This is a genomic window from Onishia taeanensis (assembly GCF_900100755.1).
In the GTDB taxonomy this organism is placed as follows: domain Bacteria; phylum Pseudomonadota; class Gammaproteobacteria; order Pseudomonadales; family Halomonadaceae; genus Onishia; species Onishia taeanensis.
Map to the genome: position 1 here is coordinate 29,674 of NZ_FNCI01000019.1, position 18,976 is coordinate 48,649.

At 63.2% G+C, this 18,976-nt stretch carries 15 protein-coding genes; 9 read left to right on the top strand and 6 right to left on the bottom strand.

What is annotated here, in order from left to right:
• The first annotated feature begins 10 nt into the window (after positions 1-10).
• Genes queC through BLR71_RS16270 form a run of 4 tightly spaced genes read left to right on the top strand, consistent with a single transcriptional unit; the run spans position 11 to position 2,583 of the window.
• On the top strand, positions 11-802 hold the full coding sequence (gene queC, locus BLR71_RS16255; RefSeq protein ID WP_092528720.1) for a 7-cyano-7-deazaguanine synthase QueC: 792 nt from the start codon (positions 11-13) through the stop codon (positions 800-802).
• Positions 795-1,436: a 7-carboxy-7-deazaguanine synthase gene (gene queE, locus BLR71_RS16260; RefSeq protein ID WP_092528722.1), complete on the top strand. Its 642-nt coding sequence runs from the start codon at positions 795-797 to the stop codon at positions 1,434-1,436. Before queC ends, queE begins: the two co-directional genes overlap by 8 nt.
• On the top strand, positions 1,436-2,281 hold the full coding sequence (locus tag BLR71_RS16265) for a 6-carboxytetrahydropterin synthase (protein WP_092528724.1): 846 nt from the start codon (positions 1,436-1,438) through the stop codon (positions 2,279-2,281). Before queE ends, BLR71_RS16265 begins: the two co-directional genes overlap by 1 nt.
• Positions 2,278-2,583, top strand: coding sequence for a YkgJ family cysteine cluster protein (locus BLR71_RS16270; RefSeq protein ID WP_217629353.1), 306 nt, complete (start codon positions 2,278-2,280; stop codon positions 2,581-2,583). The genes BLR71_RS16265 and BLR71_RS16270 overlap by 4 nt, the downstream gene beginning before the upstream one ends.
• Positions 2,584-2,739: 156 nt before the next feature.
• Here BLR71_RS16270 and BLR71_RS16275 read toward each other — a convergent pair whose 3' ends face one another.
• The 3 genes from BLR71_RS16275 to BLR71_RS16285 all read right to left on the bottom strand — a co-directional run bounded on the left by BLR71_RS16275 (position 2,740) and on the right by BLR71_RS16285 (position 8,052).
• Positions 2,740-6,630, bottom strand: coding sequence for an ATP-binding protein (locus BLR71_RS16275; protein WP_092528726.1), 3,891 nt, complete (start codon positions 6,628-6,630; stop codon positions 2,740-2,742).
• A 192-nt stretch (positions 6,631-6,822) separates the two neighbouring features.
• On the bottom strand, positions 6,823-7,461 hold the full coding sequence (locus tag BLR71_RS16280) for a MiaE family protein (RefSeq protein WP_092528728.1): 639 nt from the start codon (positions 7,459-7,461) through the stop codon (positions 6,823-6,825).
• A 156-nt stretch (positions 7,462-7,617) separates the two neighbouring features.
• On the bottom strand, positions 7,618-8,052 hold the full coding sequence (locus tag BLR71_RS16285) for a DUF1289 domain-containing protein (RefSeq protein WP_092528730.1): 435 nt from the start codon (positions 8,050-8,052) through the stop codon (positions 7,618-7,620).
• 276 nt (positions 8,053-8,328) lie between these two features.
• Between BLR71_RS16285 and acnB the strand changes: the two genes are divergently transcribed.
• The 4 genes from acnB (at position 8,329) to BLR71_RS16305 (ending at position 13,440) form a co-directional block, all read left to right on the top strand.
• Positions 8,329-10,929 (top strand): bifunctional aconitate hydratase 2/2-methylisocitrate dehydratase, encoded by a 2,601-nt coding sequence (gene acnB / locus BLR71_RS16290; protein WP_092528732.1) that lies wholly within the window; start codon positions 8,329-8,331, stop codon positions 10,927-10,929.
• Between the two features lie 331 nt (positions 10,930-11,260).
• On the top strand, positions 11,261-11,860 hold the full coding sequence (locus BLR71_RS16295) for a porin family protein (RefSeq protein ID WP_092528734.1): 600 nt from the start codon (positions 11,261-11,263) through the stop codon (positions 11,858-11,860).
• A gap of 156 nt (positions 11,861-12,016) precedes the next feature.
• Positions 12,017-12,496: a ribonuclease E activity regulator RraA gene (gene rraA, locus BLR71_RS16300; RefSeq protein WP_092528736.1), complete on the top strand. Its 480-nt coding sequence runs from the start codon at positions 12,017-12,019 to the stop codon at positions 12,494-12,496.
• Between the two features lie 44 nt (positions 12,497-12,540).
• Positions 12,541-13,440, top strand: a complete 900-nt coding sequence (locus BLR71_RS16305; RefSeq protein ID WP_092528738.1) for a glycine betaine ABC transporter substrate-binding protein — start codon at positions 12,541-12,543, stop codon at positions 13,438-13,440.
• Positions 13,441-13,522: 82 nt separating this feature from the next.
• Here BLR71_RS16305 and BLR71_RS16310 read toward each other — a convergent pair whose 3' ends face one another.
• The 3 genes from BLR71_RS16310 to BLR71_RS16320 all read right to left on the bottom strand — a co-directional run bounded on the left by BLR71_RS16310 (position 13,523) and on the right by BLR71_RS16320 (position 17,488).
• A complete protein-coding gene (locus BLR71_RS16310) occupies positions 13,523-14,548 on the bottom strand; it encodes an XdhC family protein (protein ID WP_092528740.1) in 1,026 nt (341 codons plus the stop codon).
• A gap of 74 nt (positions 14,549-14,622) precedes the next feature.
• On the bottom strand, positions 14,623-16,971 hold the full coding sequence (locus BLR71_RS16315) for a xanthine dehydrogenase family protein molybdopterin-binding subunit (protein WP_217629354.1): 2,349 nt from the start codon (positions 16,969-16,971) through the stop codon (positions 14,623-14,625).
• Entirely contained in the window at positions 16,958-17,488 is a 531-nt protein-coding gene (locus BLR71_RS16320; protein WP_092528742.1) for a (2Fe-2S)-binding protein, read from the bottom strand. The genes BLR71_RS16315 and BLR71_RS16320 overlap by 14 nt, the downstream gene beginning before the upstream one ends.
• Before the next feature lie 280 nt (positions 17,489-17,768).
• Here BLR71_RS16320 and BLR71_RS16325 point away from each other — a divergent pair.
• Positions 17,769-18,976: IS1182 family transposase (locus BLR71_RS16325; RefSeq protein ID WP_139172664.1), on the top strand; the 1,208-nt coding region annotated here is incomplete at its 3' end.

Here is an 18,976-nt window from a genome sequence, read left to right on the forward strand (position 1 = left end):
GGACATCTCCATGACCTCATCAACTCCCCGTGCCGTGGTGATCTACTCCGGCGGCATGGACTCCTACACGGTGCTGCACCGGGCCCGCCGCGAGGGCTATGAGCTCCACGCCCTGTCGTTCAACTACGGGCAGCGTCACGCCCGTGAGCTAGACATCGCCAAGCAGGTCTGTGCCGAGCTCGGGATCGCCCATCAGATCGTCGATATCCGCGCCATTCATGGCCTGATCGATAACTCGGCGCTGACCGACGCCTCCCAGGCACTGCCCAGCGGCGACTACGCTGCCGACAACCTGAGCGCCACCGTGGTGCCGAACCGCAACATGATCCTGCTGTCGCTGGCCATCGCCCAGGCCGTGAATATCGGTGCCGACCGCGTTTTCTATGGTGCCCACGGCGGCGATCACGTGCTGTATCCGGATTGCCGGCCCGAATTCGTCGAGAAGATGAACGACGTCGCGGCCATCGCCAATTTCTCGCCGGTGACCATCGAGGCGCCCTATCTGCACAAGGGCAAGGACGAGATCCTGGCCGACGGCCTCGCCATGGGGCTGGACTACGCCAACACCTGGACCTGCTATCTGGGCGAAGCCCTGGCATGCGGCGAGTGCGGCAGCTGCCGCGAGCGCCTGGCCGCCTTTGCTCGGCATGGCTTGAGCGATCCGTTGGGCTACTCTTCACAGCGGCCCGAAGCCGCCGCATCACCCCAGCCCGGTACTGATGAAAAAACTGCCGCATCACAGCGACCCGGCACTGACGCAGAAGCCATCGCTGACACGAACGAAGGTCGCCAGGATGTATAGCGTCAAAGAGGCTTTCTATACCCTGCAGGGCGAAGGCGCCCGGGCCGGGCGCGCCAGCGTCTTCTGCCGCTTCAGCGGCTGCAATCTCTGGTCGGGGCGCGAGAAGGATCGCGCTACCAGCGCCTGCCGCTTCTGCGATACGGATTTCGTCGGCACCGACGGCCAGAACGGCGGTCGCTTCCACGACGCTGAAGCGCTCGCCGATCATCTCGCCGCGCTTTGGCCAGCGGTGCCGGGCGGCAAGCGCTATGTGGTCTTCACCGGTGGTGAACCGCTGCTCCAACTGGACGCGGCGCTGATCGAGGCGCTGCATGCCCGGGATTTCGAGATCGCCGTGGAGACCAACGGCACGCTCACGCCGCCGGCTGGCATCGACTGGCTGTGTGTCAGCCCCAAGGGCGACACCTCGCTTGCCATCACCGCTGGCGACGAGCTCAAGCTGGTCTATCCGCAACAGGACGCCCTGCCCGAGCGCTTCGCCGGGCTCGATTTTTGCCACTTCTATCTGCAGCCCATGGACCTCGGCCCGCTGGGCGGAGACGGCAATACCATGGGCGATGTCGTGGACTACTGCCTGAACGCACCTCAATGGCAGATGTCGCTGCAGACTCACAAGATCGCGGGGATCGACTGATGACCCTCTTCGTCAATGGCCTAACCCACCTCGACGCCTCGCTGTGGTGTTCAACCCGTGGCCTGATCGGCGTCAGCTGGCAGGTGAATGCCGAACTCGACGGCGAACTCGGCGAGGACGGCATGCTGTTTGATTTTGGTCAGGTGAAACCCTGGATAAAGTCACGACTGGACGACAGTGCCGACCACACCCTGATCGTGCCCACCGAAGCGCCGGGCGTGACGGTCAGCGAATGTTCGGAAGGCCTCGTCATCCGCACCACCACGCCCTACGCCATGGAGGTGCGCGGCCCGCACCAGGCCTTCACCCTGGTACCCTGGACGCAAATCACACCGACAGCGCTTGCCGAGCACTTCAGCGAGCAAATGCTGCAAGACCCGCCGCCGCGGGTCAGTGCGATTCGCCTCAGCTTCGAGGACGAGGTCCTGTCAGGAGCCGCCTACACCTACAGCCACGGCCTGCGCCGTCACTCAGGAAACTGCCAGCGCATCGCTCACGGGCATCGTTCACCGCTGCATATCTGGCAGGCAGGCAAGCGCGCACCGGCGCTGGAAGCCGACTGGGCCGAGCGGCTGGCCGACCGCTATCTGGTCGATGCCAGCGATATCCTCGACGACCCAGAGGCCGCCGCCAAAGGCGAGCTGACGACCCGCTACCGTGCCCCACAAGGCGAGTTTTTCCTGCGCCTGCCTAGGGAGCGCTGCGTGACTCTGCCGACGGCCACCACCATCGAGCAGATCGCCGCCTGGCTTGCCAAAAAGGTCGCGGGGGAAACCGGCGAAGCCACTCGAGTCCAGGCCTTCGAGGGCATCGGCAAGGGGGCCATTGCGGAGCGAATGCCATGAGTCGACTGATTGCCAACAGCCAGGCCGCGGCGCCCGACTCCGCTCAGGCCACCGGCGGCTGCCGCCCGGGGTGCGGTGCCTGCTGTATCGCACCGTCGATCAGCTCAGCGATTCCCGGCATGCCCGAGGGCAAGCCGGCCGGCGTGCGCTGCGTGCAGCTCGACGATGACAACCTTTGCCGGCTATTTGGCGACCCGCGTCGTCCTGCCGTCTGCGCACGCTTTGACTTCGACCCGGAGCTTTGCGGCAGCGAGCGTGACGAGGCCCTGTCGCGTATCGCCGCCTGGGAAGCCATGACCTGAGGCACCGGCGCTGCAGCCCGCACAATGTTCTTCTTCAACCCGCCGCGCTTCGACCAAACACAAAACGGCCCATCCGCCAGGCGGATGGGCCGTTGTTCGTCATACGCACGATTTTCTAGCCGTGCTCAACCTTTGCCTCTTAGGTTTCAGGCGCCACTAGCTTTCCGCCCGCGCCGGTGCTTCCAGCCGATGATCGAGCAGCGTCCGCCAACGCATGAGCACCGGGGCATCGCTGACGCTCAGGCTAGCCAACAGCTTGCGGAACTCATCGCGCACCGTCGCATCCTGCGGATCTACCAGCGTTAGCCAAAGCTCCTGGGCGTTGAGTTGATGATGCAGGTTGTCATGCTCACGGGCCTGCTTCAACGCCTGCTCGGCCAGGCGGCGCACTTCCTCCACCGGGTGACCAAGACGGTGGCGCACACGCGCCAGCTGAATGGACAGCTCCGGCATGTAGAGCGAACTACGCTCTTGGGCCACCAGCAGACACTGATCGAGGTAGTCTTCGGCGCGCTCGAACTCTTCACACACCACCAGCGCATCGACCCACCACAGCATCGGCGTCTGGAAACGGTGACGGCCCGAAATGGCATCGAACTCCTCCATGCAGGCCTCGATCACCTTGAGCCCCTCACGATCGCCGGCCAGCGCCTTTTCCCAGCCCAAGAGACTCTGGGACGACAACTGCCACAGGTGCAGGTCCGGCGTGCCGGTAAGCTCGAAGGCACGCTGCGCGCGGCGACCGACCAGATGCACATGCCCCAACTGACGATAGACGGCAGCGGCATACATCAAGGCCATGGCAAGTGAGCCTGGGTGATTGAGGCTTTCGGCGAGGCGAATGGACGCCTCTGCCTGCACCTCCGCCCGGCGATAGTCGCCACGCAGGCACAGCGCCCAGCCCTGATAGCAGGCAGCGGCCACCTGAGGATGATCAGAGAACGGCAGCCACTCGATCATCATCGGCTGATGCAGGGGATCGACCTCTTCCAGATGAGCGTAGGCCTGGCGAATGCTGCCGGCCCAGTATTCGCAACTAGCGCGGGCATAGTCGGCAAGGCGCAGATAGCGTGGGTCCTCGAGACGGGCGGCAAGCCCCGCCAACTGAGAGGCCAGCGAAAAGGCATCGGCATGCGCATGCCGCTGACTGCAGCCGACCCACAGGCCCCATTTGACCAGGAAGCGCTGCTCGAGATCGCTCTCGTCGTCGGCCTCGTCTTGCTGGGTGGCCAACAGGTCTCGCGCACGCACGAAGCTTTCGTGTGCCGTGGGCGAGGCATGCCCCTCCATGGCGAAGGCCGCCTGGCCACGCACCGTCAGCAGGCTTATCTCACGCTCGACGCTATCTTCGACCTGGCGCAGGCTGGCCAAGCCCTCATCGGCCATCTTCAGGGCTGTGCGGTTGGCACTGACCTTGAGTGCCTCGCGGGCCGCCAGCTCAAAGTAGCGGGCACCGCGTGCGTAGTGACCGCTGCGTCGCAGGTGAGTGGCAAAGTCGCCCGGATGGCGGCTGATCCAGATCGGGAAGCGCTCTTCGATCAGGCTGACCACTTGGCGGTGAATGGATACCCTGACGTCACGCGGGCAAGAAAGATACGCCGCCTCCTGCAGGAGCTGGTGGCTGAACTGGTATTCGCACTCGGGTGAAGACGTGCAGGGTTCGATGACCTCGAGGCGCAGCATCTGCTCCAGCGCCTGCTTGAGGCGCCCGGCTTCCCAGCCGCTGCACTCGGCAAGAAAGTCGACGCGGAACTGACGCCCCAGCACAGCGGCAATCTGCGCCACCTCCCGGTCGGCATCCAACTGGTCGATCCGGCTTGCCAAAAGCCCCAGCAAGCCTTGCGGCAGTTCATCGATCTGCACGCTACGCCCTTCTCGACGCTCCATGTCCAGGCGACGGCAGATCTCCTGCAAATACAGCGGCACCCCATCGCAGCGCTCGATCAACTGGCTGCGCAGGCGCGGACTGAGATGCAAGTGATAGCGTCGCGCCAGCTGCGAAAGCAGGTTGGAAGACTGCTGGCTGTCCAGGCGACCCAGCGTGATCTGCTGGTCCCAGTGCAGCTTGGAGGGCAACGACTCGCGACCGTGGTGGCTCGCCACCAGCAGCAGCGGACAATTGAACGGCAAGCGCGTTTGCAGAGCGGCCAGCACCTTGTAGGACGGCTCATCGAGCCACTGCAGATCATCGAGCATCAAGACCAGCGGACCGTCCTGAGTCAGCGCCTCGATCAGTTGCTGCAGCAGCCGAGCCACCAACTCGACCGCCTCGCCGCTCTGAATCAGTACGGCCTCGTCGCTTTGGCAGATACCCAGCGCCTCGGCCAATAGCCGACGCTGATTGTCATCGAGCTCCAACGCCGGATACGCTTCCAGCAGCTTGTCCAGCTGCGCTTCGCTGGGCTCTTCTTTGAGGTGCCAGCGCAGCAGGGTCCGCGCCACGCTGTAGGGCGTCTGCGCCGCCATGCGTGTCGCAGGCTGCCAGCAGATAGCCGCTTCGCGGCTCTGTTCGAGCTGACGAAATGCCACCATCAGCGCCGACTTACCCATGCCCGAGGGGCCGCGTACCAGCACGCTCTGGCGCAGACCGATGCCAGCACGAGCGAGGGCGTCGCGCAGCTTGCGCAGATCGGACTCGCGCCCCACCAGGCTTGGCGGCATCGCCTCGCGGCCGCCCTCGTTGACGCCAAGGACCAGCGCCCGCAGCTGGACCTTGCCGTCGCAGGCCACCAGCCGTGAGGCCAAACGCGGCTGAAGGTCCAGCGCCGGCGGCATGTGTTGGCTGGATTCGTGAGAGATCACCAGCTCACTGCCATCGGCCGCCCCCATTAATTCCAGAGAGCGCTGCGTTACCTGACCCAGCGGGTCCACTAGCTGGCGTTCCTGCACATAGACCACGCGACCGCTGTTGAGCCCGGCAGACAGGGTGAATTGCGGCATTTCACCTTCACCGGACCAGCGCCGCTGGCTTTCTTCAGGCAGCGCGGTCCGGCAATGCTCGTAGAGCGCGACCAGTTCGGCCAACTGATGGGCCGGGCCATGGGTGCCAAAGCAGGCAAGGCCCAATCCACCGGTGGCGCCGGTCAGCCAGAAACCGCCCAGATGATGACACTGCTCTTCCAGCCAGCGCAGCAGCTCGATCTGCAGACGCAAGCAGGCGCAGGTTTCAGAACGATCCTGCCAGTCGCCTTCGAGCTTTAGGCGAATTGCCATCACCGACAGCTGCCGCTGCTCGATTTCATCTTCCTCAAGGGGCGTGCTCTCCGCCGACATGGCCCGAGAGAAGGCACCTTGCGGCGTGACCGCCGAAAGCTCGGAGTGACTGTCCGACCAGTACTTGGCCAGTTGAAGAAAGCTCAGGTCGGGCTGCTGACCCGACAGCGCCAGCAGCTGAAGGTAGGCGTTGTACTCTTCATGGGCGGCCGCCGACTGCCCCTGCTCGGCCAGTTGCCGCACCAGGCACTCGTGGAAGGGCCCGTAACCGGAAAACCGGCTGACCAGGGTACGCAGCAGCGACTCCGGCACATCGTCGTGTTCTTCGATAACCGTTTCGGCGAAGGCAATGACCCGCTGGCGCCACTCGTTGCGGGCTTGGAGGAGCCAGCGCTGAAACTCGGCACAGGGAGTGAGCTGCAGCTCCTCGACGAGATCGCCACGATAGGCATCGAGGATGGCTTCCAGGTTGGGAATGGTGGCCACGCCATCGAGCAAGTCATGCAGCTCATGAAGGTCGAAGGCCCAGTGCTCGGGCAACTTGAAGGCGATCGTCTGGCGGGAGACCACCAGCACCTGATCAGCCTCGTCACCTAGCGACTGGCGAAGACAGTGAAGGGCATGGCGCAGATTGGTCCGGCCGGACGATAGCCCCTGATCCGGCCAGAGGAGCTCTGCCAGCGTCGCTCGGTTGACCGGCTGGTCATGGAGCAGGAGGTAGACCAACAGTGCCTTGACCTTGTCGTAGCTGAACTGGGTCAGGCAGTCCTCACCCAGGGTCAGGGAAAAGTGTCCGAAAAGCGCTAACTGCTCGTTGACTGAGGGTTCCTGCATCGTGTTGGTACCTGCGTTATTATCTTGCTGGCTCGGACAACTACGACACCCTTGTGCGAAGCGAGTCTGCCGAACCCTTTGTTGTGTTTACGCAACTGCGTATCGTCCCGAGCTTCCCCACCCGGGTCACACCTCTGGCTGGCCTTCACGCGCGTCTTCTTGCTGCCTCAACACCTTATCGCAGGCACTCCCTCAGGCTGCGGCAGGTACGCCACTGTGAAAACGGAACACCTCATCCGGCTCACAAATTAGCTGGCGTTCGCATTCGGCGAAAAAGACAATGCGCGCTTCCACGCTCGTATCATTCGCCTCTGCAGCATAGCGACGGGCCAGCATCAGATAATCTTCGTAATGGCGTCCTTCTGACTTAACCAGACTGCGGTAGAACTTGGCAAGCTCGGCATCGAGATGAGGGATAAGACGGGCGAATCGCTCACAGCTACGCGCCTCGATGTAGGCGCCGATAATCAGGATATCGACCAACCGCTGTGGGTCCTCGCGGCGAACATGACGACGCAGCCCCTCGGCGTAGCGAGACGCACTGAGATGGCGATATTCGATGCCGCGGCTCTCCATGACGCGAATCACCTGCTCGAAGTGCAAAAGCTCCTCTCGCGCCAGCTGCGACATCTTGGTCAACAAAAGCGGGCGGTCGACATAGCGATACATCAGGCTCATCGCCGTCGAGGCCGCCTTCTTTTCGCACTGGGCATGATCGATCAGCAGCAGATCCGGGTGGGCAAGCGCCGCGTCGAGCCAGGCATCGGGCGTCTCGCAGGACAGAAAATCCCTCAGCTCTGCGGGTAGCAGGTCTTCCATAGTCTCTTGCATTGTCTCTCAAATCATCAGCGTGATAGTGGGGGCATTGATCAGAGCAAGTAAGCGTCGGCACTACTCGCTATCAGTGCGCCTCTTTCGAATAGGCTCTTTTAAAAGGCTGGGGCGTCATCAGCACAGCGGCATGGCGCCTGCCTGATACGACGACCATCAGACCGATGCCTGACGCCGGGCCTCTGCTTCTGCCATCAACCGCGGAACCAGCTCGGCGTGCAGCTCGGCGGGTGACAGGCGCCGGCCCTTCCCCACTGCCTCGAGTCCATAGCGCGATAGGTCGTTGATGCGATCGCGCCCTACCCGCAGCAGCTCCACCGCCTGAGAAAGCGGCGGTTGATCGTCACGATGGCGAATGCGGTGGCGCTCTAGCTGGGCCTTGAGCATATCGGCATCCACGACCCGCAAAAGCTCCCCGGCTGCCGCCACCCGCAGTGCATCCAGCTCGGCAAGGCGGCAATCCCGCTCTTCGAACGCATAGGTCGGCCAATCGCGAATTTCGTCGGCATGGCGCTGGCAACCCCGGCAGACATCGTCACCGACGGTGGTCGAACATAGCCCAACGCAGGGCGAAATGATGCGGCGTGTCATGACTCTCCTTCTTTGCTTCCCGCTATCTTACCCGGCTCGACGATTCCACGACATACTCGAACGAGCTCTTGTCGTGCCCCCTTCACTCCCCGAGACCGAGGTGTGACGCCTGCCGATTGGGGGCTTGCTTAACATTGTCGACAAACTCAGGTAGACTTCCTCACCTCCCGCAAGACGCACAAAAGAAAGTCCCGGAGCGCCTCGAGCGACGGTCATAGGCACCTCATGTCGTCACAATGAAGCGCTCTGGTAGATCAACTAGATGAGGGTCCCTCCGTGCTTGAAGCCTATCGCCAACATGTCGAAGAACGCGCCACCCAGGGCGTACCGCCCAAGCCGCTAAACGCCGAGCAAACCGCCGAACTGATCGAGCTGCTGAAGAATCCGCCGGCCGGCGAGGAAGAGTTCCTGCTCGAGCTGCTGACCGATCGCGTGCCGCCGGGCGTCGACGAAGCCGCATACGTGAAGGCAGGCTTCCTGACCGCGATCACTAAGGGCGAAGCCGAATCTCCGCTGATCGACAAGACCCACGCGATCAAGCTGCTTGGCACCATGCAGGGCGGTTACAACATCGTCTCGCTGGTGGAGCTACTCGACGACGAGAGCCTGGCCAAGGAAGTTGGCGAACAGCTCAAGCACACCCTACTGATGTTCGATGCCTTCCACGACGTGGAAGAGCGCGCCAAGGCCGGCAATGCCGTGGCCAAGGACATCATCCAGTCCTGGGCAGAGGCGGAGTGGTTCCTGGCCAAGCCGGCCCTCGAAGAGAAGATCACCCTGAGCGTCTTCAAGGTGCCCGGCGAGACCAACACCGACGACCTCTCCCCGGCCCCGGATGCCTGGTCACGCCCGGATATTCCGCTGCATGCCAACGCCATGCTCAAGAACCCGCGCGACGGCATCGAGCCGGAAGTGCCCGGCACCACCGGCCCGCTCAAGCAGATCGAAGCAGTGAAGGCCAAGGGCTTCCCGGTCGCCTATGTGGGCGATGTGGTCGGCACCGGCTCCTCGCGCAAGTCCGCCACCAACTCCGTGCTGTGGTTCTTCGGTGACGACATTCCCAACGTGCCCAACAAGCGCGCTGGCGGCTTCTGCTTCGGCGGCAAGATCGCCCCGATCTTCTTCAACACCATGGAAGATTCCGGCGCCCTGCCCGTTGAAATGGACGTCGAGAAACTCGAGATGGGCGACGTCATCGACGTCTACCCGTACGAAGGCAAGGTCTGCAAGCACGGCACCGACGAAGTGGTCAGCACCTTCGAGCTCAAGACGCAGCTGCTGCTCGACGAAGTGCGTGCTGGCGGTCGTATCCCGCTGATCATCGGCCGTGGCCTGACCGGCAAGGCGCGTGAGTCCCTGGGTCTCGCACCGTCCGACGTCTTCCGCCTGCCCGAGCAACCGTCCGACACCGGCAAGGGCTTCACCCTGGCCCAGAAGATGGTCGGCAAGGCCTGCGGCATGGACGGCGTGCGTCCGGGCATGTACTGCGAGCCGAAGATGACCACCGTGGGCTCTCAGGACACCACCGGCCCGATGACCCGCGACGAGCTCAAGGATCTGGCCTGCCTCGGCTTCCAGTCCGACCTAGTGATGCAGTCATTCTGCCACACCAGCGCCTATCCGAAGCCGGTAGACGTGGAAACCCACCACACCCTGCCCGACTTCATCATGAACCGTGGCGGCGTCTCGCTGCGTCCGGGCGACGGCATCATCCACTCTTGGCTGAACCGCATGCTGCTGCCCGACACTGTCGGCACCGGCGGCGACTCCCACACCCGCTTCCCGATGGGCATCTCCTTCCCGGCGGGCTCTGGCCTGGTGGCCTTCGCTGCCGCCACCGGCGTAATGCCGCTGGACATGCCGGAATCGGTACTGGTGCGCTTCAAGGGCAAGCGCCAGCCGGGCGTGACCCTGCGTGACCTGGTTCACGCCATTCCCTACTACGCGATCCAGAAAGGTCTGCTGACCGTCGACAAGTCCGGCAAGAAGAACGCCTTCTCCGGTCGCGTCCTGGAAATCGAGGGCCTTGAAGATCTGACCGTCGAACAGGCCTTCGAGCTGTCCGATGCCAGCGCCGAGCGTAGCGCCGCCGGTTGCACCATCACACTGGGTGAAGACTCGGTCTCCGAGTACCTGAAGTCCAACATCACCCTACTCAAGTGGATGATCGACGCCGGCTACGGCGACCGTCGCACCATCGAGCGCCGCATCCTCGCCATGGAAGAGTGGCTGGCCAACCCGAGCCTGATGCGCGCCGACAAAGACGCCGAGTACGCCGAAGTCATCGAAATCGATCTCGAAGAGGTCAAGGAACCGGTGCTGTGCGCACCGAACGATCCGGACGATGCCCGCCTGCTGTCCGAGGTCGCCGGCCAGTCCATCGACGAAGTATTCATCGGCTCGTGCATGACCAACATTGGCCACTTCCGCGCCGCCGGCAAGCTGCTCGAGAAGCAGCCCGCGGGCAGCCTGAAGACCAAGCTGTGGCTGGCACCGCCCACCAAGATGGACCAGCACCAACTGACCGAGGAAGGCTACTACGGCATCTACGGTCGTGCCGGCGCGCGCATGGAAATGCCGGGCTGCTCTCTGTGCATGGGTAACCAGGCACGAGTGGCGCCGAAGTCCACCGTGGTGTCCACCTCCACACGTAACTTCCCCAACCGTCTGGGCGACGGCGCCGACGTCTTCCTCGCCTCCGCCGAGCTTGCCGCCGTGGCAGCGGTCGAGGGTCGTCTGCCGACGGTCGAGGAATACCAGGGCTACATGGGCGAGTTCGACGCGATGGCCGGTGAGATCTATCGCTACATGAACTTCCATGAAATCGAGGAGTTCCAGAAAGCTGCCTCGAACGTGATTCCGGTCGCCGAAGCCTGAGGCCGGGTCACCCTTAAATCGCCGATGCTCGCAACATCGCCGGTTCAGCCGCTGAAGAAGGCATTACGCCTGAATCAGTAAGCCGACCCGGAGCCGATGACCGAAGCGCCCCGCCCTGCGGGGCGCTTTTTTGTTGTCAACCTTTGTTGGCCAAGCGTCATCGATTACGACAAAAACTCACTAAACGTTACCGAGCAAAGCTTGTTGTCGAACAGTGTTCTGCTAATATTCCAATGCTCATCGCTCAATCGTCACGCTCGTGTTTCCTCGGCAAGATGCAACAACGCTGGGACGCTTAGTCAATCCAGATACCGACATCAAGGAGAAGCCAATGAAACTTCGCACCCTGTTTACCGCCTCACTCGCCACGGGTCTTTGCGTTTCTGCACCGGCCGTGCTCGCCGCCCCGAATGCCGAAGGCCTCTACCTGGGCCTGGGCACAGGCTTCAGCTCGCTGGAGAATGATCGCGACGACGTCGATAACTTCATCGAGTCCGGCTCCGAGGACTTCAACGTCGACGATGACGACAACGTCTTCAAAGGCTTCGTCGGCTATGAGATCAACCCCTACTTCGCCACCGAGCTCTTCTACGCAGACCTTGGCCACACCCGCCTGAAGGGTAACGACATCGGCAACACCGACCTCGAGTCCAACGCCTACGGCGTCAACGTTGTCGGCCAACTGCCGGTCACGCCCTGGTTCACGGCCTTTGCCAAAGCCGGCCTTGCCAAGTGGGAAACCGACGTCGATGGCAACCTTGGCGATGCCAATCTGGATCTCAAGGATAACGACGGTACCGATCCGGTCTACGGCGTTGGCGCGCAGTTCAACTTCGATCCGTTCCTGGTCCGCGCCGAATACGAGCGCTATGACATGGACAGCGACTACCAGATCGACACCTTCACCGCCTCGGCGGGCCTGCGCTTCTGATCGTGCAGCGATAAGTCTGCAAACAGGCTTGGCTAGCAACACCAAGCCAGCAAAACGCAAACGCCGGGCACTGACCCGGCGTTTGCACATCTCATCGCAGCGTTTATCAACGCCCAGGTTGTGGCACCATCAGGGTTCCCGCTCAAGGAGAATCCCATGACTTCCATCATCACACCCGATCTCTGCGACGCCCACCCGGACGTCGAGGTACTCGAACCCATCTTCGTCAACATCGGCGGTCGCGACGCCTTTGGCGGCCCGGTGCGCACGGTCAAGTGCTTCGAGGACAACTCGCGAGTCAAGGAAGCCGTCGCCGAGCCGGGCAACGGCGCCGTGCTGGTCGTGGATGCCGGTGGCTCGCTGCGCTGCGCGATGCTTGGCGACATGCTGGCCGAACAGGCGGCAAGCAACGGCTGGTCAGGCGTGGTGATGTACGGCTGCGTGCGCGATGTCGATATACTGGCCGAGACCGATATCGGCGTCCAGGCCCTGGCGGCCCACCCGCGCAAGAGCGAGAAGCGCGGTGAAGGCCAGCGCGATATCGCCGTGACCTTCGCCGGCGTGACCATCAGCCCGGGGCAATGGCTGTACGCTGACAACAACGGCATCATTATTGCCAACGAACCTTTATCATGAGCGCCTCGCGCCCCTTCCCCCTGGATGTCGCTGGAGATAGTTAAATGCAGTTCCGTTCCCTGATCGTTTCCGCCGGCCTGCTGCTCGGCGCCGCCAGCCCCCTGGCCCAGGCAGACAGCCTGCGCCTTGGCATTGGCGAATGGGCCACCGGCCAAGCCAGCACCTATGTCTTGAAGGCGGTCCTCGAGGACGCCGGCCACCAAGTGGATGTGAGCTCGGTGAGTCTTGCCGCCATCTGGCAGGGCCTCTCGGTCGGCGAGCTGGATGCCTTCAGCGGCGCCTGGCTGCCGGTCACTCAGGCAAGCTATTACGAAGGCGTGTCCGACAAGGTCGATGACCTTGGCCCCAACCTGACCGACGCTCGCGTTGGCCTGGCCGTGCCGAGCTACGCGGACGCCACCTCCATCGCTGACCTGTCTGGCGCCGGTGAGACCCTTGGCCAACGCATCTACGGCATCGACCCTGGCGCCGGCATCATGGCCCTGACAGAGCAGGCGATGCAGGCCTACGGCATTGAGGACTGGCAACTGGTCGCGGGCAGCGATGCCGCCATGAGCCAGACACTCAAGACCGCGATTTCACGCGAAGAGCCGGTCGTCGTCACCGCCTGGTCCCCGCACCCGGTCTTTGCGGACCAATCGCTGCGCTACCTCGATGACCCCAAGGGCATCTATTCGAGCGACGAGCAGATCCATACCGTGGTCCGCAAGGGGCTAGCCGAGGAGAAGCCGGAAGTCACCGCTATCCTCGACCGCTTCCAGTGGACCCTCGCGGACATGCAGGGCCTGCTGGATGCCAACCAGGAAAATGGCGACTATGAAGCCAACGCCCGGGCCTGGGTAGACGCCCACCCGGAGCTGGTCGCCACCTGGCTCGGCCAGGCTGATGACAAGGTTGATGGCGAAAGCGAGATTGAAAGCGAGAGCGCCAACCAGGACGACTGATGCAAAATGGGTAGATGACGTGACGAAAAACGCCCGGCCACTGCGGTGGCCGGGCGTTTTTGGTTGGAAGGCATCAACTTGCCTAGAGGTCTGCAAGCGCCCTGCCCCGACGCACCCGCACGATATCGGCCATCACCGCGAGGGCGATTTCCGCTGGCGTCTTGCTGCCAAGCCTAAGCCCCACTGGCATCTGGATGCGTGCCAGCTCGGCCGCACTCAAGCCACCGCTGCGCTCGAGCCGCTCAGCTCTGGCGGCAGAGGTCTGCTGCGAGCCCATCACCCCGATGTAGAAGGCCTCGGTCCTGACGGCTTCGATCATGGCCAGATCATCGATACGCGGATCATGGGTCAACGCCACTATCGCTGTGGCGCCATGGCAGCCGCCCGCGGCGATAAAGGACGAAGGCAGCGCCTCGACGCGCTCGACGCCGGGCAGTGAGACACCCGCCAACATACCAGGACGCGGGTCACAGAGAATGACCTCGAAGCCCAGCCGCACGGCGAATTCGGCGCAGGCCTCGGCAACCGGCGACATGCCGGCCAGCACCAGCCGGGCCACCGGGCCGACACGCAATTGCACCTCCCCAGGCGCCGGCTCGTCACCCCCAGCAGGCAGCAGCACCCGCTCGCCGAGACCGCTATCATTCTCGAGGCGCATCCGGCCACTCGCCAGGTCCACGTGACGCAGCTGCGGCCGCTGGCCGGTCAACGTCGCCTCAAGGGCCGCGAGGTGCTCAAGGGTGGCGTTATAAGGCAACAGGCGCTCGACCAGCACATCGAGGATGCCGCCGCAGGGAAGTGAGACCCCAGGCCCATCGAGCCCGCCTTCCTTTTCACCGGCATTGGCATCGCCATCGGCATCGCCATAGCGCACCCGTTGCACCGGCGACTGAAAGGCGCCAGCGGCCAGGCGTGCCAGGAAGTCTTCCTCGACGCAGCCCCCGGACAGCGAGCCCACATGGCGACCGTCGCGAAGTGCCACCAGCCAGGCGCCCGGCTCCCTTGGCGAAGAGCCAAAGGTCGAGAGCACCGTACACAGCCATAGCGTCTGCCCTTGTTGCGCCCAGGCAAGGGCCTGGCGGATCACCGTCAGATCCAGATGTTGCATGATAGGCCTCACTCAGGAAGGCCCCGCCCGGACGTGCCGGGGCGGGGCTTCTGGGATGGGGGAAAAGTCTTGCCCTAGAGAGCGGCCTTAAGCGCCTCGGCACGCATCGGCATGTCGCGCAGGCGAACGCCGACGGCATGCTGGATGGCGTTGGCGATGGCGGGCGCCACCACCGTGGTGCCCGGCTCCCCAAGGCCAACCGGCATGGCATCGCTCTCGACGAACTCCAGATCCAGCTCCGGCACATGGTTCATGCGCAGCGGCGTATATGGCCCCAGGTTCAGCGCCTTGGGCTGGCCTTTCTCGTATTCGGTGCCTTCATAGAGCGCCATGGAAAGCCCCCACAACAGCGACCCTTCGAGCTGCGCCATGGCACCGTCAGGATGCGCCAGGGTACCGGCATCGGCCACCGTGGTGAGCCGCTCGACCTTGACCGAGCCATCGCCACGACCGACCTTGACCCGAGCGATACAGGCCACCCAGGTCGGCATGTCGCGCTCCTGGCCGAAGGTCAACGCCACGCCCATGCCCACGTCATCAGGCAGACTATCGCGGCTATCCCAATCGGCCTTGGCCATGGCCCGTTTGAGCACGGCCTTGAGGCGGTCGGCACCCCCAACGCTCTGAGGCGCCTGGCCCGCATTACGCCCCTCGGCCTTGAGCAGCTCGAGCCGGAAGTATGCCGGGTCCTGGCCAACGGCCAGCGCCAGCTCGTCGATGTGCTGCTCTACCGCCCAGGTCGTCCAGCCCGGTCCCACCGAGCGCAAATAGCCCGGCACGAAGACCTCGTGTGCCTTGTGGTTCTGCTGTGCCCAAACCCGCTGCGCGCCAACGTCATACCAGTGATCGGCACCGCTGATGGCAAAGGAGTCGAGCTTGCCACCGTTTTCGACCGGCTCGATGAGAAAGGCCGGCGCCATGGCGGCAGAGGGCCAGCCGGCAGCAGCAGCATGCTCGGAGGCCACCACCTTGCCGTTGCCGTCGAGCCCCGAGCGCAGGCGCTGCACCGAGGGTGAGCGCACGCAGTCCAGTCGGGTATCGTCAGGCCGGGTGAAGACCATCTTCACCGGGCGCCCCAGCGCCTTGGCCGTCAGCGCCGCCGGAATGGTGTAGTCGCCATAGAGGCGTCGCCCGAAGCCACCGCCCAGGTAGTACTGATGCAGGGTGATCTTGCTGGCATCGACATTAAGCGCCTTGGCCAGCATAGGCACTGCCAGCGATTGCTGCTGGTTGCCGCAGTGGACGTGCCAATGGCCATCTTCCTCGATCACGGTCGCGTTGACCGGCTCGAGCTGGAAATGCAGAACGCTTGAGGTGGTGTAGGTGGATTCGATGACCTGATTTGCGTCCTCGAGCCCCGAGGTCACATCGCCGATATCAACGAACAGTGAGCCATTATCGCGGCTCGGCGACGCGACCAGGGCATGGCCCTGTTCCTGGATATCCGCCTCGCTGATATCGTAGCTGTCGCCACGCTGCCACTCGACCTTGAGGGCATCGGTGGCACGCATCGCCGCCGAATAGCTGTCGGCGATCACGGCAAGCCAGCCTTGGCAGACACCGGAAGGGTCATCCAGCTCGATGGTCTGACGATAGCCCTCGACCTGCTTGGCATCGCTGTCGTCCACCGCAGTGGGCTTGGAGCCGAAGCGGGTCGGTGGCAGCACCGGGCGGGCATAGACCATCTTGTCCACGGTGACGTCGATGCCATAGATCGCCTCGCCGTTAACCTTGGCCGGCACGTCCAGGGCGCCGCCCTTGGTGCCCAACACCCGACGCTCGCTGGCAGGCTTGAGGCTGATCTCCTTGAGTTCTTCCTCGGTGAAGGTGCGTTCGAGCCCCGCCTGAGACACGATCTCGCCATAGCTGATCGCCTTGTCTTTGCTGATCACCTGGCCCTTGCGGGCGCGACAATCGCCCGGCTCGACGCCCAGCAGCTTGGCACCGGCCTCGATCAGGGCGATACGGCCGGCCGCACCGGCACGCGACAGCGGCAGATAGCTGTGGTTTACCGACCAACTGCCCCCGGTGACCATATAGCCCCATTTCGGGTCGCTATCGACGTAGACGACCTCGATGGTGGACCAGTCGGCCTCAAGCTCTTCGGCCACCAGCCGCGCCAGGCTGGTGGCGACGTGCTGGCCCATTTCCGCCTTGGTGATATGCACGGTGACCGTGCCGTCGGGCGCGATGGCATACCAGATCGTCGGCTCAAAGCGACCGGCGGCCAGGGACTCGCTGGCCGAGCCACCGCTTGCTGCGCTGGCGACGCCAGACAGGCCGAAGGCCATCATCGCCGAACCGGCCATGGTGCCAATCAGAAAGCCACGGCGTGTCATGCCTAGGGCACCATCCTTCGCGTTGCCCTGGGCGTCGCTACCTTTGGCCTCGACGGCCGCCAGTTGGTCTTCAAACCTGGCCATGGTTCACCTCCTGCTCACGGCTCGGGTCGAAGACGCCAACGCCGGCGGTGGATGCCTGGCTGGCCTGGCCGATCTCGGCGGCACGCTTGACCGCCCGGTGGATGCGCACATAGGCCATGCAGCGGCACAGGTTCCCGGCCATGGCCTGGGTGATCTGCTCGTCGCTGGGGTCCGGGGTGCGGCTCAAAAAGTCAGCGGCCTGCATGATCTGGCCCGACTGACAGTAGCCGCATTGAGGCACCTGATACTCGCGCCAGGCCTGCTGAAGCGGGTGGTCATCGTTGTCCGACAGCCCTTCGATCGTGACGACATCGCCGCCTTCGGCAGCGGATACCGGCAGTACACAGGTGCGCGTGGCGCTGCCGTTGAGGTGGACGGTGCACGCGCCGCACTGGGCGATGCCGCAGCCAAACTTGGTACCTGTCATGCCGAGATGATCCCGCAATACCCACAGAAGTGGGGTCTGCGCAGACACCTCGACGCTGACCGGCTTGCCGTTCAGAGTGAAGCTGGCCAAGGGAATTCTCCTCAGGTAGTCATCGGCGGCGCTTTGCGCCGAGTGCGCGCCGTGAGCCGGCGTCTGGTGGTGCAATATTGTATCGCACACAAGCTTAGCAGGCTGCGGGGTAGTGTCGACTGCCACCCAGGACGTCCATTCCACGCACTTTTTTACGCCCCACTTATTCGCGACCCCCTTTACACGCACCTCTTGCATTCGCCCTTTTCCCGTCCTGGATGCAGAAAGCGGACATACACCGGGCACCCAAACGAAAAACCCCGCCTAGAAGGGAGGCTGTGTGAAAACAGCCTCCCAGGCTGGCAAGATAGCCGTGAACTCACCCGTTCACGGCTATTTTTGTATGCGACACCTACAAGGAAAGCCTCGCAGCCAGACCTCGCTGCTACCTCCCAGCATTGAAGAATATGTCCCGGAAAATCACCCGGTGCGGGTGATTGATGCCTTCGTGGAGTCCCTGGACGTCATCGAAATGGGGTTCGACAAGGCGCGCACCGCGGCCACCGGCCGGCGACCCTACCACCCGGGCGACCTGCTCAAGCTCTATATCTACGCCTACCTGAACCAGACCAGCAGCACCCGTCGCCTAGAAAAGGAGTGCCACCGCAACCTGGAGGTGCTGTGGCTAATGAAACAATTGGCACCCGACTTCAAGACCATCGCCGATTTCCGCAAGGATAACGGTCAGGCGATCAAGCGGGTGTGCCGTCAGTTTGTTCTGTTCTGCAAGCAGGCGGGGCTGGTCAGTGGCCACCTGGTGGCCATTGACGGCAGCAAATTCAAGGCGGCGGCGAGCAAGGATCAGGCACTGACCCGCAAGCAATTAGAGAAACAGGTTGGGAAGCTGGAACAGAAGATCGATCATTATTTGGGGCAATTGGCCGCGTCCGACCAACAGACAGACACCGACTTGAATCAGGCCAAAGTCCACGATGCCTTGGCTTACCTGCAGTCTCACAAAGCCGAGTTGCAGGACGAGCTCAAGGCCTTGGTAGATAACGATGACACCCAGACTTGTCGGACCGAGCCGGAGGCCCGGCTCATGAAGTCTGGCCGTGAGGGCATGGTGGTCGGCTATAACGCGCAGAATGCGGTCGATGCCGAGCATCAACTGGTGGTGCATCATGAACTGACGCAAGTGGGCGGGGATAATCGGCAACTGGAGCCGATGGCCAAGGCAAGCCAGGCGGTTCTTGAAGACGAGCTGGACACGATCGTTGCCGACGCGGGCTACTCCAACGGGGAGCAGCTTGAAGACATTCGGAAGGCTGGCGTGAACGTCGCGGCCCCCTCGAACCGATCAGTCAACAATCAAGGCACTGGCGACTTCTTCCAGAAAAGCGACTTCACCTACCTGCCAGATGCCGATGCCTACCGCTGCCCGGCGGGTCAGTTACTCCACCACAAGATACGTAACACCCACCAGAAGAGACATTTATATGTCCGTACCGGCTGCAGTCAGTGCCCCTTGCAGGGGCAATGCACGAC

What these genes read in the sequence shown, in the direction of transcription:
- queC (WP_092528720.1), top strand. Translation starts at nt 11, where the DNA reads ATGACCTCATCAACTCCCCGTGCCGTGGTGATCTACTCCGGCGGCATG.
- queE (WP_092528722.1), top strand. Translation starts at nt 795, where the DNA reads ATGTATAGCGTCAAAGAGGCTTTCTATACCCTGCAGGGCGAAGGCGCC.
- BLR71_RS16265 (WP_092528724.1), top strand. Translation starts at nt 1,436, where the DNA reads ATGACCCTCTTCGTCAATGGCCTAACCCACCTCGACGCCTCGCTGTGG.
- BLR71_RS16270 (WP_217629353.1), top strand. Translation starts at nt 2,278, where the DNA reads ATGAGTCGACTGATTGCCAACAGCCAGGCCGCGGCGCCCGACTCCGCT.
- BLR71_RS16275 (WP_092528726.1), bottom strand. Translation starts at nt 6,630, where the DNA reads ATGCAGGAACCCTCAGTCAACGAGCAGTTAGCGCTTTTCGGACACTTT.
- BLR71_RS16280 (WP_092528728.1), bottom strand. Translation starts at nt 7,461, where the DNA reads ATGCAAGAGACTATGGAAGACCTGCTACCCGCAGAGCTGAGGGATTTT.
- BLR71_RS16285 (WP_092528730.1), bottom strand. Translation starts at nt 8,052, where the DNA reads ATGACACGCCGCATCATTTCGCCCTGCGTTGGGCTATGTTCGACCACC.
- BLR71_RS16295 (WP_092528734.1), top strand. Translation starts at nt 11,261, where the DNA reads ATGAAACTTCGCACCCTGTTTACCGCCTCACTCGCCACGGGTCTTTGC.
- rraA (WP_092528736.1), top strand. Translation starts at nt 12,017, where the DNA reads ATGACTTCCATCATCACACCCGATCTCTGCGACGCCCACCCGGACGTC.
- BLR71_RS16305 (WP_092528738.1), top strand. Translation starts at nt 12,541, where the DNA reads ATGCAGTTCCGTTCCCTGATCGTTTCCGCCGGCCTGCTGCTCGGCGCC.
- BLR71_RS16310 (WP_092528740.1), bottom strand. Translation starts at nt 14,548, where the DNA reads ATGCAACATCTGGATCTGACGGTGATCCGCCAGGCCCTTGCCTGGGCG.
- BLR71_RS16315 (WP_217629354.1), bottom strand. Translation starts at nt 16,971, where the DNA reads ATGGCCAGGTTTGAAGACCAACTGGCGGCCGTCGAGGCCAAAGGTAGC.